We start from the raw sequence: 14,684 nt of genomic DNA, 5'->3' as shown, positions 1-14,684 counted from the left end.
CTAATTAGGATCAAGACGGTAAGATAATAACTCAAAATCAGGAGTATACGTAAACGTACCGAATATCATTCCAGATCCTTTTATTAAGTAATCTAATATATGAAAATCTCCCGGAGCCATTGGCAATCCTGCAATGTCTTCGGTTTTATGCCATTCAATTGTTCCTTCTTCAGACTCCTTCACATTTTGACCATCATACTCTGTAGCCAAAAATGTGAACATCATCCATTCTGAAACAATCTCATTTCCTTCTTTTATCACAAATGTAAAAACACCCTTGAGGGTAGGATTTTTTAAATATATGCCTGTTTCTTCGCGATATTCTCGGATTACTGAATCTTTAACTGATTCCCCGTGCTCCATTTTACCGCCAGGTGCTACCCACCAGCCACGTCTAGGTTTTTGTAATAAAAGCACCTTATTATCACGTACTACCACACAATTCGTTACCCTTTGCATGACTATTACCACCTCAATCTCTTAGCTGTCTTGCAACTATCCGAAAAATAAAACTAGCCAAGTGTATCATTTCTATTCTACTGTAAAAAGCTTGAATAAGACACAGTAAAGTTCTACAAATTACTGAACTTATCTAGAAAACTTTGTCTAAGGTGCAAAATGTAATCTAAAATAAAACAGGTATCGATTCCACAATCCATATGTAAACGCTTTACTAATTGTAGTATAGCATATCATGATAACGTTATAGAACAAGCATGTAAGAATTCCTGCCAAACAGTTAAAAAAGAGCATAAAAAAAGGACACGGGAAAAAGGGAACCCGTGCCGTCAACTATATTTATAAAAGGGGGTCAATTACTACTTTTATAATAACTGATTATTATTTCAATGCTGTTACAACAACGTTAAAGCATAGTTACGATTTGATTAAGAGGATGTTTCGACAAAATAAGTCAAAATACCCACAAGCTCAACAAGTCTCTTAGATTTTTTCCGCTTCTTGAACCTTTAACTCTTCCATTAGCTCTTCCACATAATGCTGAGCACTTTGTGCAGCAATACTTCCGTCTCCTGTAGCTGTGACAATTTGACGTAATGTTTTCTCGCGAATATCACCAGCTGCAAAGATTCCAGGTACACGTGTTTCCATAAGTTCGTTTGTTTCAATATACCCCATATCATTAGTAATACCTAAGCTTAAGAATGGTTTTGTAAGAGGAAGCATTCCCACATAAATGAAGACACCATCTGCTTGGAATTCTTTTTCTTCTCCATCCTTCGTGTTAACTAGCGTAACACTTCCCACTTTCCCGTCCTTTTCATTAACTTCTTTTACAGTATGGCTCCAAATGAAATCAATTTTTTCATTGTCAAATGCACGTTGTTGAAGGATTTTTTGCGCACGAAGTTCATCACGGCGATGCACAATTGTTACTTTAGAAGCGAAGCGAGTTAAGTATACTCCTTCTTCTACTGCAGAATCTCCTCCACCTACGACCACTAACTCTTTCCCTTTAAAGAATGCTCCATCACATACCGCACAGTAAGAAACACCACGTCCGCCAAGTTCTTTCTCACCAGGTACACCAATCTTCTTATATTCTGCTCCACTTGAAATAATCACAGTACGTGCTTTATAAGACTTACTTCCAGCGTTCACTGTTTTATATTCTTTGCCATCAACTATTTCTTTAACATCTCCGTATGCATATTCTGCACCGAATTTTTTCGCGTGATCAAACATTTTAGTTGATAGTTCTGGCCCTAAGATGTGATCGAACCCAGGATAGTTCTCAACTTCCTCCGTGTTCGCCATTTGTCCACCTGGCATTCCACGCTCAATCATTAACGTACTTAAATTTGCACGAGAGGTGTACACCGCTGCCGTCATTCCAGCCGGTCCTGCTCCGATAATTACAACATCATAAATTTTCTCTTCTGTCATGTTGTCCACTCCTTTAAAGACTTTCCGTCGCTATTTTAATGAAAGGACATTATATCTTCGTCCTGTTTTAAGATTTTTGATTTGTGTATGATGGAATCCATCTAGTAAAAGTATTCCCAGTTACTATCCTATATAACAGACCAGTTATTCGTCCAACATTTTGCTCAAATGGATGGAATTATTGCTTGGTTGAGGACAGCGATTTGAATAGTTACGAAATCCATGTTCTCAAAGTGAGTGTTGCAGCCTTCGCAATCTTAAATTAGGAAAATCAATAACTTCGCCTTCCACGGACAGTCTTAAGAAAGTAAAAAAACCATAACAAAAAAGCCAAGACAGGTTTTTGTCTTAGCTTCTTGTTATGGTTTAGCCACAGCTACCATAAGTTCTTCTACTTGTTTCACATATTTTCGCAGCGTACTCATCGAGATATTGTATTGTTCTGCTATGGTCTTTTGTGTAACTGCGTAGCCATTGTTTTTGCTCCAGACATAGCCAAAAGCGCCTGCCCAAGCCAATGCATTTGAAAACATGTGCGATTCCTTCAGTGCTTTTGAGAAAAGGACAAACCACTCTTTAACCGCTTGATCTGTAGCTTTTTCTTTCAGTTGGAACGCAATATCGTAGCCAGTTGAAATGTTAAGTGGAACCTCTTTTTTCTTTAACAAGGTGAACATCGCAAACTCTCGAACATTTGAACTAGCATATGGCTGATCCAACACATTTTTGATGGTCGTCTTTTTCGAGAAACTTAGACCAAAGATTTTATAAAGCTGGTCTGCCTCTTCCAATTCAGCGTCCACTTCATTTGCATGGTTCCATGGCTCCGTTCCCGCTTTTTCAGGACTCATTTCCAGCACTTTCGCCCAAGCCTGTTCCGCAACTGTCAGACGATCTGTCCGATAAGCCGCATTCGCTAACCAGAAAAAGAAAGTACCATCACCTTGAAAACCGTTCCGTTGCAAGGAGCGTAACCATTTATAAGCTAGATCATGACGACCAATCAAACCAAATGTTGCACCTAACTTATAGCGGTGTTCAACGAGGATTGGTGTTACTTTTTCCAACCTTGCTGCAAGCACAGCCATATCAGCTTGATTATTTTCATAGTAGTAAAACACCAGCAGATTACATAACGCGTGAAGATTGCCAGGATTTTTATCGAGCACTTCTTCAAGAACATCACGAGCTTTTATAAGATTACCTTTATAGAAATAAGCAAGAGCTAAATTATTGTAAGCAGACCAAAATTGTGGATACTCCTCAATAATTTCTTCCAAGAGCTCTAATGCTTCATCTAATTGGCCACCCTCAAGAAAATTCCGTGCCTGTTCCTGCATTACAATCAAATGATCCTGTCCTAAGGCATAATCCTCAGAATCATCTGTTTCTATTTCAAGTAAATCTAATAGATCCTCTGTATCCTCTACAAATTCTCCATCAGGCTCCATGGTTAAATATTCTTCAGCATGCTTTCTTGACTCCTGAAACAGCCCGAGATAGGCAAAGTTATTCGCCAAAAAATAATGACAATCATTCATATCTGGCTCAAGCGTCTCAACGATTTCTTTCAATAACTCATTCGAACGTTGATAATCCCCAAGCTCTGTTAATACAATCGCAAGCTGGCACATGATCGAAGCATCACTCGGCTTCATCTCCTCGGCACGCTGCAACCATCTTCTTGCTTTATATAAATCCCGCTTGCGATAAGCGCGGATTCCCTTTTGATAAAAATAATCCCCATTCTGCGCAAATGGGATCACCTTAGTAACTTCCTTCTTTAAATTCGGATTCTTTCCCATTATAGCCTCCATCAAATCATACTTACCGTTCGTAGTATAACACAACTCAACTTGCCACGAACAGATGGGAAATAAAAACCCCTAAAAACATAATTACCAAAAACCAAATTACCCAATTCCACAAAAAAAAGTGCCTCCCTAGCACAACTACCCCACTAGAAAAACACTCACCTCTTATTCTTCCCTCTGCCTCGTATGCCGCACCGCTAAAACAGCAAGCACTTCCTCCAAACTCACACCTTGCTCTCGCAAAAGTACCAGCACATGAAAATATAAATCCGCAACTTCCCACGTAAGTTCTTCTTTATCACGGTTCTTCGCTGCAATAATAACCTCGGAAGCCTCTTCCCCAATCTTCTTCAAAATCTTATCCACACCCTTCTCAAACAGGTATGTTGTATAAGATCCTTCTGGCATTTCTATTTGTCTTGCTTCTATCAAACGTTCTAACTTACTCAAAATCTCCAAAGGCGACTCACTTAAATTACTTGTGCCTGAACTTTCAAGCACGACCTCATGAAAACAGGTATCTTCTCCTTTATGACAAGCAGGACCACTCGGCTCAACAAGGACCAGTAATGCATCCTGGTCACAGTCATAGCGCAATTCCACAACCTTTTGGGTATTTCCAGACGTCGCCCCTTTATGCCAAAGCTCTGCACGCGATCGGCTCCAAAACCACGTTTCACGGGTTTCCACCGTTTTAACGAGCGATTCCTCGTTCATATAGGCAAGCGTTAATACTTCTCGGCTCGCGACATCCTGTACAATACAAGGGACAAGCCCTTTCTCATCAAAACGAACGGACTCTATCTTAACCTCAACACTCATCGAACAAGGACCCCCTTTTCTTTTAAAAACGATTTAACTTCCCTTACCGATGTCTCTTTATAATGGAAAATCGATGCTGCAAGTGCCGCATCAGCCTTCCCCTCCTCAAAAGCATCCAAAAAGTGAGCTGCTTCTCCTGCTCCTCCTGATGCAATAACAGGAACGGTAACAGCAGCGCTAACTGCTTTCGTTAAAGCAAGATTAAAGCCCTTTTTCTCCCCGTCACTATCCATACTTGTTAACAGGATCTCGCCTGCTCCAAGGCGGACTGCTTCCTTCGCCCACGCTACTACTTCCCAATCCGTTTCACGCCGACCTCCATGAGTATAAACACGCCAACTTCCAAGCTCAGCATCAAACTTCGCATCAATGGCCACCACGATACATTGCGAGCCGAAATAATCTGCGCCAACCTTTACTAAATTAGGGTTTAGTAATGCTGCTGTATTTAACGACACCTTATCTGCACCTGCACGTAACAAACGTTTCATATCCTCAACTGTGTTAATTCCACCGCCCACGGTAAAAGGAATCGCGAGCTTTCCGGCAACCTGCTCGACCACCTCAACCATCGTTTCTCGACCTTCATGTGAGGCGGAAATATCAAGAAATACGAGCTCATCTGCTCCCTCTTCATCATAAAAAGCTGCTAATTCTACAGGATCCCCAGCATCTTTTAACTCAACAAACTGAACACCCTTCACCACTCTGCCCTCTTTTACATCTAAGCACGGAATAATTCGTTTAGTCAGCATCTTGTTAATTCACCTCTTTTAAAGCACTTGCCAGCGATATTTTATCCGTATAAATCGCCTTTCCAACTATCGCCCCGGATACTCCCTGACCTGCATACTCCTGTAACACCTGCAAATCCTCCATAGAGCTGACTCCTCCAGATGCAATGACCGCTGCTCCTGTCACACGAGCCAATTCCACCGTTGCCTGTACATTCGGACCTGACAACATCCCATCTGTAGCGATATCAGTAAAAATAAACGTCCTTGCTCCAGCCTCAGCAAGCTCACGACCTAATACCGTAGCTTCCACAGTAGAGGTTTCGACCCAACCCTCTGTTGCCACATACCCGTCCTTAGCATCTAGTCCGATCGCAATTTTTTCCCCATAACGCTTTAGCATCTCCCTCACAAACTCAGGATTGTTAATTGCTGCACTTCCCAAAATAACTCGATCCACACCTCGAGATAGATAGTAATCCACATCTTGAGCACTTCGGATCCCTCCGCCGATTTGCACTTTTACTGACAATTCTTGTGCAACCTGCAAAACGAACGAATCATTTACTGGAGCACCAGCTTTCGCCCCATCAAGGTCAACCATATGTATCCACTCTGCCCCCTGCTCGGCAAAGCTTTTTGCCATCTCAAAAGGGGAATTACCATACACCGTTTCTTTACTATAATCACCTTGCACCAATCGAACGCATTTGCCGTTCCGCATATCAATAGCTGGATAAATGGTAAATGCCATACTATCGCTCCCCTTCTTCTACTAAGCTGATAAAATTCTGTAAGATTGCGATGCCAACTTCACTGCTTTTTTCCGGATGAAATTGCGTTCCAAAAACATTTCCTCTTCCGACAACCGCAGGCACTTGTACATCATAGACACTACTAGCCAACAACTCTTCTTCTGTAAAAGACGTCACATAATAGGAATGAACAAAATAAACGAAATCCTCATCCAACCCCTCTACTAAGGAGGATTTCTGATGAAAGTTAAGCTTATTCCAGCCCATATGCGGCACTTTATAGCGTTCTCCCGACTCTTTAATACCAGAAAAACGCATCACTTTTCCTTTCAATAAAGCCAAACCTTCTGTTACCCCGTTCTCGTCACTTTCCTCGTACAATAGCTGCATCCCTAAACATATCCCAAGCAACGGCTTCCCTTGACTCACTTCTTCTTTTATAAAAACGTCCAGCTCAGTTTCTTTTAAAATAGCCATTGCATCTCGGAATGAACCGACTCCTGGAAGAATCAAACCATCACACCCAACTAAAACCTCACGACTATTAGAAACGATGTACGATACACCCATTCGTTCTAACGCTTTACTCACACTATATAAATTCCCCATCCCATAATCGATGATGCCAATCATTCTATAACAGTCCTTTCGTGGATGGCACTCCTTTTACACGCTGATCAATCGTTGTCGCTTCGTCTAAGGCGCGGCCTAATGCTTTAAAAATCGCTTCAATAATGTGGTGCGTATTGCTTCCGTAATGGACAATAACATGTAAATTCATTCGAGCTTCGAGTGCCAGTTTCCATAAAAACTCATGTACTAACTCCGTATCAAACGTTCCAACCTTTTGACTCGGAAACTCAGCTCTCATTTCTAAATGTGGACGATTGCTCAAATCCACAACCACTTGTGCAAGTGCCTCATCCATGGGGACAAACGCACTTCCATAACGTTTTATCCCCATTTTATCCCCAAGGGCATCTTTTAGAGCTTGACCAAGACAGATTCCAATGTCTTCAGTTGTGTGATGGTCATCGATATCCACATCCCCATTTGCTTGCAAATCAAGATTGAATTGACCATGCTTTGTGAATAAATCAAGCATATGTGTCATAAAAGGTACCGGTGTTTCAAGTGTCACCGCTCCCTCGCCATCTATCGTAAAAGCTAACTGTATTTGCGTTTCCTTTGTATTCCGTTCAATACTTGCTGTTCTCGTCATTGGAATTCTCCTCTACTTTAAATCTAGCTTCTACGGCTCGAGCATGTGCTTCTAACCCTTCTAATCTTGCAAACGCTGCAATCTTATCCACATTTTCTTGCAATGCCTGTTGACTATACATGATAATACTTGACTTTTTCACAAATTCATCCACAGATAATCCACTGGAGAAGCGTGCAGTCCCATTTGTGGGTAACACATGATTAGGTCCCGCAAAATAATCCCCAACAGGTTCGGAACTATATCTACCTAAGAAAATAGCCCCTGCATGCTTTATAAAAGGTAAAAGACTCATCGGCTCCTTCGTTAGTACCTCCAAATGTTCTGGAGCAAGCTCATTGACGACACGTAACGCTTCCTCGATAGAATCTGCTACATAAATGGCACCATACTCTTGAATAGAAGCCCGCGCAATTCCTTCTCGCGGTAAGTCTGTTAGCTGTTTTTCCACTTCAATCGCTACCGCTTCTGCTAGCTCATTCGATGTCGTGACCAAGATGCTTGAAGCACGCTCATCATGCTCGGCTTGTGACAATAAATCAGCTGCAACTTCACTTGCAATTGCGGTTTCATCCGCCAATACCACGATTTCACTTGGTCCAGCAATACTATCGATATCCACAAGTCCATACACATCTTTTTTCGCAAGTGCGACATAAATATTTCCTGGCCCCACGATCTTATCCACAGGCTGAATCGTTTCCGTACCATAAGCTAGTGCACCAACTGCCTGCGCTCCACCTACTTTATAGATTTCATTCACGCCAAGAATATCTGCTGCTACAAGCACACCTGCTGGCAATGTACCATCCTTCGCAGGTGGCGATACCATCGCAATACGCTCCACACCAGCCACCTGAGCCGGGATAACATTCATCAGAACAGAGGACGGATAGGCAGCTTTTCCACCAGGAACATAGACACCAACTGCTTCAAGAGCCGTTACTTTTTGTCCTAGAATCGTGCCATCCTCCCTTGTGGATAACCATGATTGCTTTACTTGCTTTTCATGATAGTCTCGAATATTCGCCGCTGCTTCTTGGATAATCGTAATCATTGAAACAGGTAACTCTTCATAAGCCTCGATGATTTCTTCTTTCGTTACACGTAAATTCGCAATTTTTGCACCATCCCACTTTTCTGTATAACTAAATAGCGCTTGATCTCCTTGTTTTTTTACAGCCGCCAGCACCTCACCCACTGCTACTCGTTGGGCTTCGGTCCCTTGATCAAGCGATCTCAGCAATGATACTGTGTTCTCTACCTTCATTATTTTCAACACCCTACAACTCCTCTACAACTGCCGCCAATCTATCCACAAGTTCATCAATTTGTTGGTCCTTCAAACGATAACTCACAGGATTCACAATTAAACGAGACGTGATATCCACAATTCGCTCAAATTCTACTAGTCCGTTCTCCTTTAGCGTTCTACCTGTGGATACAATATCCACAATACGGTCTGATAAGCCAATTAAAGGAGCAAGCTCAATCGAGCCGTTCAATTTCACAATTTCCACTTGCTCCCCTTGCTCACGAAAATACCGCGAGGCAATCCCTGGATATTTCGTGGCTATCTTTGGAGATACATCCTTCATTACAGAACCTGGTATTCCTGCAACCGCTAAGTAACAATGACTTATCTTTAAATCGAGCACTTCATATACATCACGTTCTTCTTCTAACATCACGTCCTTGCCGGCAATCCCGACATCCGCCACACCATGCTCCACATAAGTTGTCACATCCATCGGTTTTGCTAAAATAAAGCGCATGTTTTCTGAAGGCACATCGATAATCAGTTTTCTCGTATCGTCTAAATCTGCTGGAATATCGTACCCGGCTTTCACTAAAAGAGCTGCTGCCTCTTCAAAGATTCTTCCTTTTGGCATCGCAATGGTTAACACATTCATGAACCGTTCTCCTTTCTAGCCATTCCAAGAAAAAACGTTACTTCATTAAAGGAGCCTGTACATGCATCAAGATTTTCGACACCACTTATGTCCTGCAACACAACTCTTGCCCCGTCTTTTCTTTTTAACCTCGCAAAACTAATGGCTTCTTCCTTACGCTCCTGGCTAAAAAGAACGCCATGTATCGGAACGGTTAGCTTTTTTATTTCCTTAGCCTCCAACAGTCGATCTAGATGAATACCAAATCCTGTCGCTGACTTATCTCGATTAAATTTTTGAAATAACTGATCATAGCGCCCTCCATTTCCAATCGGAAACCCAATATTCCCGGCATATGCTTCAAAAACAATCCCTGTATAATAGCTCATATGACTTACGATGTTGAAATCAACTTTCACAAAATCCTCTACTCCGTATGCCTCAAGCATCGTCCAAAGCTGCTCAAGCTCCTCAATTGCCTTTTTCCCAGCATCCCCATCCAGTACCTCTTTCGCAAGTTGAATCCGAGAAGCATCTCCACGTAACGTTAAAATAGTGAGCAAACGCTTCTTATCAATCGAGGATAACGACAAACTTTTGACATGCTCTCTGTAACCAACATAATTTTTTTCATATAAATATCGACGCAAGATCGCGGCACGTTCTGTATTACCAACAATATCGAGGAAAACTTTTTCCAGAAAACCTACATGACCAATCGCAATGGTAAAGGTGGATAGACCAACCTCTTTCAAAAGTGAGACCATCAGTGCGATCATCTCAGCATCAGCACTTATCGAACGATCGCCAATGCACTCGACACCTATTTGCTCAAACTCCGCCGGCCGTCCGGCTTCATTTTGCTGTGCACGAAATACATTTGCAGAGTAAGCGAGACGCCTCGGATAGCCATCATCGACTAAGCTTGAAGCCGCAACCCTTGCAATTGGTGCTGTCATATCTGGTCGTAATACAAGCGTATGCCCTTGCTGATCCAGAAGTTTAAAAAGCTGTTGATCTAAAATTGCTGACGCATCGCCCACCGTTTCGTAATATTCTAATGTTGGCGTCTCCATAAACTGATAGCCCCATTGGTTAATTTCCGACGTCATTGTATTTTTTACTTGTTTCTTTGCTTCATATAAGGAAGGAAGCGTATCCCGCATCCCTAATGGTTTTTCAAACATAAAAAGTTTTGCCATATAGTAGCCCGCCTTTTTGCTGAAATTAATGAACAAAAATTCCGAATCCTTTAGTTCGCTAATATGGTAATATGTTAACAAATTGAGTAGGGATGGTCAAGTAGAAGTTAAATGAGCAAACGTGTTTTCATTAAAATTAATCAGGTATCAGTGGGGGATTTGGGCGAGATTCTAGCCGATTTCTCACTTTTCTAGACTCGGGGCAATTTTCTGAGTCCTGTTTCCACTTTTCTGAGCCCCAGCCACTTTCCTAAATCATTTACCCCATGGCTAGAAGCCATTGAACCTTCAATGACTCCCTACATCAATTTACTTCAACTAAAAAAGACACCCTATCCATTCAGATAAGGTGTCCCTTGCTTACATTTTCATTCGCTCTTGCATTTCTTCTTTCGTGTAGATAACACGCATCGGATTCCCACCGACAAATACACCCGGTGGAACGTCTTTGTGGACAAGTGTACCGGCTGAAACAATGGCACCATCGCCAATGATGACCCCTGGAAGAATCGTGGTGTTCGCACCGATCATAACCTCGCTACCAATCTCCACATCGCCTAAACGGTATTCTTTCACTAAATATTCATGGGCAAGGATCGTGGTGTTGTAGCCGATAACCGTATTACGACCGACGCTTATTTTTTCTGGGAACATCACATCTAGCATTACCATCAAAGCAAAGGATGTTTGATCCCCTATCTTCATTCGTAGGAAAGTTCGATATAACCAATTTTTCATTCCCAGAAATGGTGTGTATCTTGCCACTTGGATGACAGCAAAATTCTTCACAACTTTTAGAAAAGGCACTGTCTTATACACATGCCAAAGGGAGTTGGCCCCTTCTACAGGAAAGCGGGTCGTCCTCCTACTCACCCTTGCTCACTCCAACTAACGGAAGGAGGTCTTCCATATGGGTAAGCACATAATCCGGATTAAACTGTTGAAGGTACTCCACCCCTTTTATCGTCCAGCTCACTGCTGCTGTTTTCGTGCCAGCATTTTTCCCAGACAAAATATCGTGGTAATTATCCCCCACCATAATTGCTTCCTCAGGGGATGAGCCTAGCTGTTGAAGGGCTAGCTGAACTGGTTCAGGATCTGGCTTCGCATTTTTCACATCATCTAAGCAAACCACCACATCAAAAAATTTATCTAACCCCGTTAAACGCAGACCCATGATAACAGTTTGACGCATTTTAGTCGTAACGATCCCTAGCTTTACTCCCTTTTCATGAAGGAGCTTTACCGTGTCATACACACCTTCAAACTCCCTAACCAATTCATCATGCTTCGACATATTAAAGGCACGATAATGGGTCACCATTTCTTCCACTCGGTCCTTATCCAGCTTTACAAATGAATCATAAAGTGGCGGACCAATGAATGTTAAGACATCATCTCGTTTATATTGCTCAGGGTAGTAATAATTAAGCGTGTGTAAAAAGGATTCAATAATTAAATCATTCGTATCTATTAATGTTCCATCTAAATCAAACAATAAAGTATTAATGCTCATAAGATGCTTCCTTTCTCTTTGAAACTTCGATTCGTTTCCATACGAAGGCAACTACAATCGTTAACAATATGGCGGTAAAGAGTCGTATCAAAAGCAATGGCCACACCGGAATTCCTAATGGGATAAAGATGAGGGTGTCCTCTACGACTGCGTGACAAGCAACTAAAAAGATAAAGGCCAATGTTAAATCCTTCTTACTAACATTATCCTCTTTTACTGCTTGAATCATAACACCCGCCCCATATGCAAGGCCAAATAATAACCCGGCTGCCATCGTCGTTGAAGTATTTTCCTTCATTCCAAGTACTTTAGTAAATGGAGCCATCCATTTTGAAAAGACTGCAAGCCAACCAAGCTCCTTTAAAAACTGCACGACCACCATTAACGGGATAACAATGATTGCGAGTTGTACAATCCCCATAAGTCCACGTTGAACAGCATCAAGTAGGATTGGGAAAAAGCCTTCCACGATCGTATCTGACTTTGTTATCAGGCCATATTGTGCACTTTCCTGACCGCCGCTCCACGCTAAGTTAATGATAATTCCAGATATAAATGCCAGTCCTAACCGCACAAGGAGGATAATCCAAATTTTCAATCCTACTTTTGCCGCAACCGTCGATTCCACTAATAAATTATGCGAAAACGACAGCATCACCGCTAAAATAAATACTTCTTTGACTGTTAAATCTAGCGTTAGTATCGCACCAATTGCGGCGTATAGATTTAAAAAATTCCCAATGACAAGCGGAATGGCTGCTTCGCCTGAAAGTCCGAATATCCCCATTAACGGAGCAATAGCCTGAATGATGTACTGTAAAATAGGTGTGTGCTGCAAAATTCCAACAATAAGTGTTACCGGAAAAATTACTTTCCCTAAAGTCCAGGTCGTTTGTAGACCTACCATCAAACCTCGTTTTAGTATTTGGAGCAAGGCTCTCCTCTCCTCTTGTCAAGCCCTTCCGTTCCTTATGCGGAGGCAAGTTTTTCTTCTCTATTTTTATGAAGCTGTGTCTAAATACCGTTTGTCAGCAAGCCCCTTCATTCGACGTACGACAATTAATACAATTGCTAAAAGTACTAGCACGATGGAGATAACCTGAGCTACTCGAAATAAATCAGCTATCATTAAACTATCTGTTCGTAAGCCTTCGATAAAGTAACGACCTACTGAATACCAGATGACATAGCTTAAGAAAAGCTCGCCTCGACGTAAATTCACGCGACGCAGTAATAATAGAAGACCAAAGCCAACTAAATTCCAAATCGATTCATAAAGGAAGGTTGGATGATAATACGCTCCATTTATGTACATCTGATCAATGATAAACTGTGGTAAGTACAGACCTTCTAGAAACGACCTCGTCACTTCTCCACCATGTGCTTCTTGGTTCATAAAATTACCCCAGCGTCCAATCGCCTGACCTAAAATAATACTTGGGGCACCAATATCTGCAAGCTTCCAGAATGAAATTCCTCGTATTTTCGCAAATACTACTCCAGTAGTAATGGCTCCAATTAAGCCACCGTGAATTGCCAGTCCACCTTCCCAGATTTTTATGATTTCTCCAGGGTTAGCACCATAGTAATCCCATTGAAAGATTACGTAGTAGAGTCGTGCGCAAATGATGGCAATTGGAATCGCAAATAACACTAAATCAACAAATATATCTTTATTCAATCCTCGTCTTTCGGATTCTCTCATGGCAATCCAAAGACCAAGCAAAGCACCTGTACCAATAATTGCGCCATACCAGTAAATGGTGATTGGCCAATCGATTAGTATTGGGCTTAACGGCTGAATGTTACCTATCAACATGTTTTCCACACTCCCGCACTATTAAATATCTTCATGTTCCCCTTCATCAATGACACCCGACAAACGATTAGAAAACTGCTCGGCCGCATTCATTCCCATTCTTTTCAAGCGGTAATTCATGGCTGCTACTTCAATAATAACGGCTAAGTTTCGCCCTGGACGAACCGGAACGGTTAACTTTGTCACTTCCGTATCGATAATTTTCATTTTCTCTTCCTCAAGGCCTAGTCGATCATATTGCTTGTTTTTGTCCCAAAGCTCTAAATTGATTACGAGGGTAATGCGCTTATAGCTTCTTACTGCACCGGCTCCGAATAGTGTCATAACATTGATAATCCCTAGCCCGCGAATTTCTAATAAATGCTCAATTAATTCCGGAGAATTTCCGATAAGTGTATCAGTATCTTCTTGGCGAATTTCCACACAATCATCCGCAACGAGACGATGTCCTCTTTTTACAAGTTCAAGCGCTGTTTCACTTTTTCCGACACCACTTTTCCCAGTGATTAATACACCCAATCCATAAATATCCACAAGTACACCATGAACCGCTGTTGTCGGAGCAAGCTTTCCTTCTAAATAATTCGTTAAGCGACTGGAAAGCCTCGTCGTTTTCATGGAGGAGCGCATAAGTGGCACACTTTCTCGTTCTGCTGCTTCCATTAACTCCTGTGGAACCTCCATTTCACGTGAAATAAGAATTCCTGGGGTAATATCCGTACAAAGCTGATCCATTCGTTCCTTTTTCTCAGCTGGAGTAAGTCGCTCAAGAAAAGACAGTTCTGTTTTTCCTAGTAATTGAATTCTTTCTGCAGGATAATAAGTAAAATATCCGGCAATTTCTATTCCTGGTCGGGATATATCACTTGTTGCGATGGGACGATTTACGCCTTCCTCGCCTGCGATTAACTCAAAATTAAACTTCTCTATTAAATCTTTCGTCCGAACTTTTGGCATTGCCAAAACCTCCTTAAATAAGTAAACAACCCAAACTTTTCATATG

General features: G+C 41.8%; 16 protein-coding genes. All 16 read right to left on the bottom strand.

The features are described from left to right. The 16 genes from BK580_RS03290 to hprK all read right to left on the bottom strand — a co-directional run bounded on the left by BK580_RS03290 (window position 1) and on the right by hprK (window position 14,638). Entirely contained in the window at window positions 1-459 is a 459-nt protein-coding gene (locus tag BK580_RS03290) for an 8-oxo-dGTP diphosphatase (RefSeq protein ID WP_078378955.1), read from the bottom strand. A 483-nt stretch (window positions 460-942) separates the two neighbouring features. Next, the gene (trxB, locus tag BK580_RS03285; protein WP_078378954.1) at window positions 943-1,905 is read right to left on the bottom strand and encodes a thioredoxin-disulfide reductase; all 963 of its coding nucleotides are present in this window, start codon (window positions 1,903-1,905) and stop codon (window positions 943-945) included. Between the two features lie 359 nt (window positions 1,906-2,264). Next, a complete protein-coding gene (locus BK580_RS03280) occupies window positions 2,265-3,710 on the bottom strand; it encodes a tetratricopeptide repeat protein (protein WP_169864779.1) in 1,446 nt (481 codons plus the stop codon). Window positions 3,711-3,884: 174 nt separating this feature from the next. After that, window positions 3,885-4,541: a bifunctional phosphoribosyl-AMP cyclohydrolase/phosphoribosyl-ATP diphosphatase HisIE gene (gene hisIE, locus BK580_RS03275; RefSeq protein ID WP_078378952.1), complete on the bottom strand. Its 657-nt coding sequence runs from the start codon at window positions 4,539-4,541 to the stop codon at window positions 3,885-3,887. Next, window positions 4,538-5,296, bottom strand: coding sequence for an imidazole glycerol phosphate synthase subunit HisF (hisF, locus tag BK580_RS03270; protein ID WP_078378951.1), 759 nt, complete (start codon window positions 5,294-5,296; stop codon window positions 4,538-4,540). The genes hisIE and hisF overlap by 4 nt, the downstream gene beginning before the upstream one ends. Before the next feature lie 4 nt (window positions 5,297-5,300). Next, window positions 5,301-6,029, bottom strand: coding sequence for a 1-(5-phosphoribosyl)-5-[(5-phosphoribosylamino)methylideneamino]imidazole-4-carboxamide isomerase (gene hisA, locus BK580_RS03265; RefSeq protein ID WP_078378950.1), 729 nt, complete (start codon window positions 6,027-6,029; stop codon window positions 5,301-5,303). A gap of 1 nt (window position 6,030) precedes the next feature. Continuing rightward, window positions 6,031-6,663 carry an imidazole glycerol phosphate synthase subunit HisH gene (gene hisH, locus BK580_RS03260; protein ID WP_078378949.1) on the bottom strand — a complete coding sequence of 211 codons (633 nt, stop codon included), beginning with the start codon at window positions 6,661-6,663 and terminating at the stop codon, window positions 6,031-6,033. A 1-nt stretch (window position 6,664) separates the two neighbouring features. Beyond that, a complete protein-coding gene (gene hisB, locus BK580_RS03255; RefSeq protein ID WP_078378948.1) occupies window positions 6,665-7,252 on the bottom strand; it encodes an imidazoleglycerol-phosphate dehydratase HisB in 588 nt (195 codons plus the stop codon). Then, window positions 7,230-8,531: a histidinol dehydrogenase gene (gene hisD, locus BK580_RS03250; RefSeq protein ID WP_078382621.1), complete on the bottom strand. Its 1,302-nt coding sequence runs from the start codon at window positions 8,529-8,531 to the stop codon at window positions 7,230-7,232. Before hisD ends, hisB begins: the two co-directional genes overlap by 23 nt. A gap of 4 nt (window positions 8,532-8,535) precedes the next feature. Continuing rightward, window positions 8,536-9,165, bottom strand: a complete 630-nt coding sequence (gene hisG, locus BK580_RS03245) for an ATP phosphoribosyltransferase (RefSeq protein ID WP_078378947.1) — start codon at window positions 9,163-9,165, stop codon at window positions 8,536-8,538. Further along, entirely contained in the window at window positions 9,162-10,346 is a 1,185-nt protein-coding gene (locus BK580_RS03240) for an ATP phosphoribosyltransferase regulatory subunit (RefSeq protein ID WP_078378946.1), read from the bottom strand. Before BK580_RS03240 ends, hisG begins: the two co-directional genes overlap by 4 nt. Before the next feature lie 360 nt (window positions 10,347-10,706). Further along, a complete protein-coding gene (locus tag BK580_RS03235; RefSeq protein WP_078378945.1) occupies window positions 10,707-11,219 on the bottom strand; it encodes an acyltransferase in 513 nt (170 codons plus the stop codon). Beyond that, window positions 11,212-11,862: a pyrophosphatase PpaX gene (gene ppaX / locus BK580_RS03230; protein ID WP_078378944.1), complete on the bottom strand. Its 651-nt coding sequence runs from the start codon at window positions 11,860-11,862 to the stop codon at window positions 11,212-11,214. Before ppaX ends, BK580_RS03235 begins: the two co-directional genes overlap by 8 nt. Further along, the gene (locus tag BK580_RS03225) at window positions 11,852-12,769 is read right to left on the bottom strand and encodes a nucleoside recognition domain-containing protein (protein WP_078382620.1); all 918 of its coding nucleotides are present in this window, start codon (window positions 12,767-12,769) and stop codon (window positions 11,852-11,854) included. Before BK580_RS03225 ends, ppaX begins: the two co-directional genes overlap by 11 nt. 93 nt (window positions 12,770-12,862) lie before the next feature. Beyond that, window positions 12,863-13,681, bottom strand: coding sequence for a prolipoprotein diacylglyceryl transferase (gene lgt / locus BK580_RS03220; RefSeq protein WP_078378943.1), 819 nt, complete (start codon window positions 13,679-13,681; stop codon window positions 12,863-12,865). 21 nt (window positions 13,682-13,702) lie between these two features. Next, window positions 13,703-14,638 (bottom strand): HPr(Ser) kinase/phosphatase, encoded by a 936-nt coding sequence (gene hprK / locus BK580_RS03215; protein ID WP_078378942.1) that lies wholly within the window; start codon window positions 14,636-14,638, stop codon window positions 13,703-13,705. Window positions 14,639-14,684: the final 46 nt, after the last annotated feature.

It is taken from the genome of Sutcliffiella halmapala (genome assembly GCF_002019665.1).
GTDB lineage: Bacteria > Bacillota > Bacilli > Bacillales > Bacillaceae_I > Sutcliffiella_A > Sutcliffiella_A halmapala.
Note: the sequence above shows the minus strand (reverse complement) of the source record. Positions and strands in the feature narration are given on the sequence as shown.

Coding starts and splice junctions, on each gene's coding strand:
- hisG (WP_078378947.1), bottom strand. CDS start 9,165: ATGAATGTGTTAACCATTGCGATGCCAAAAGGAAGAATCTTTGAAGAG.
- ppaX (WP_078378944.1), bottom strand. CDS start 11,862: ATGAGCATTAATACTTTATTGTTTGATTTAGATGGAACATTAATAGAT.
- trxB (WP_078378954.1), bottom strand. CDS start 1,905: ATGACAGAAGAGAAAATTTATGATGTTGTAATTATCGGAGCAGGACCG.
- hisIE (WP_078378952.1), bottom strand. CDS start 4,541: ATGAGTGTTGAGGTTAAGATAGAGTCCGTTCGTTTTGATGAGAAAGGG.
- BK580_RS03225 (WP_078382620.1), bottom strand. CDS start 12,769: ATGGTAGGTCTACAAACGACCTGGACTTTAGGGAAAGTAATTTTTCCG.
- BK580_RS03290 (WP_078378955.1), bottom strand. CDS start 459: ATGCAAAGGGTAACGAATTGTGTGGTAGTACGTGATAATAAGGTGCTT.
- BK580_RS03240 (WP_078378946.1), bottom strand. CDS start 10,346: ATGGCAAAACTTTTTATGTTTGAAAAACCATTAGGGATGCGGGATACG.
- hisF (WP_078378951.1), bottom strand. CDS start 5,296: ATGCTGACTAAACGAATTATTCCGTGCTTAGATGTAAAAGAGGGCAGA.
- hisB (WP_078378948.1), bottom strand. CDS start 7,252: ATGACGAGAACAGCAAGTATTGAACGGAATACAAAGGAAACGCAAATA.
- hisA (WP_078378950.1), bottom strand. CDS start 6,029: ATGGCATTTACCATTTATCCAGCTATTGATATGCGGAACGGCAAATGC.
- BK580_RS03280 (WP_169864779.1), bottom strand. CDS start 3,710: ATGGGAAAGAATCCGAATTTAAAGAAGGAAGTTACTAAGGTGATCCCA.
- hisH (WP_078378949.1), bottom strand. CDS start 6,663: ATGATTGGCATCATCGATTATGGGATGGGGAATTTATATAGTGTGAGT.
- lgt (WP_078378943.1), bottom strand. CDS start 13,681: ATGTTGATAGGTAACATTCAGCCGTTAAGCCCAATACTAATCGATTGG.
- hprK (WP_078378942.1), bottom strand. CDS start 14,638: ATGCCAAAAGTTCGGACGAAAGATTTAATAGAGAAGTTTAATTTTGAG.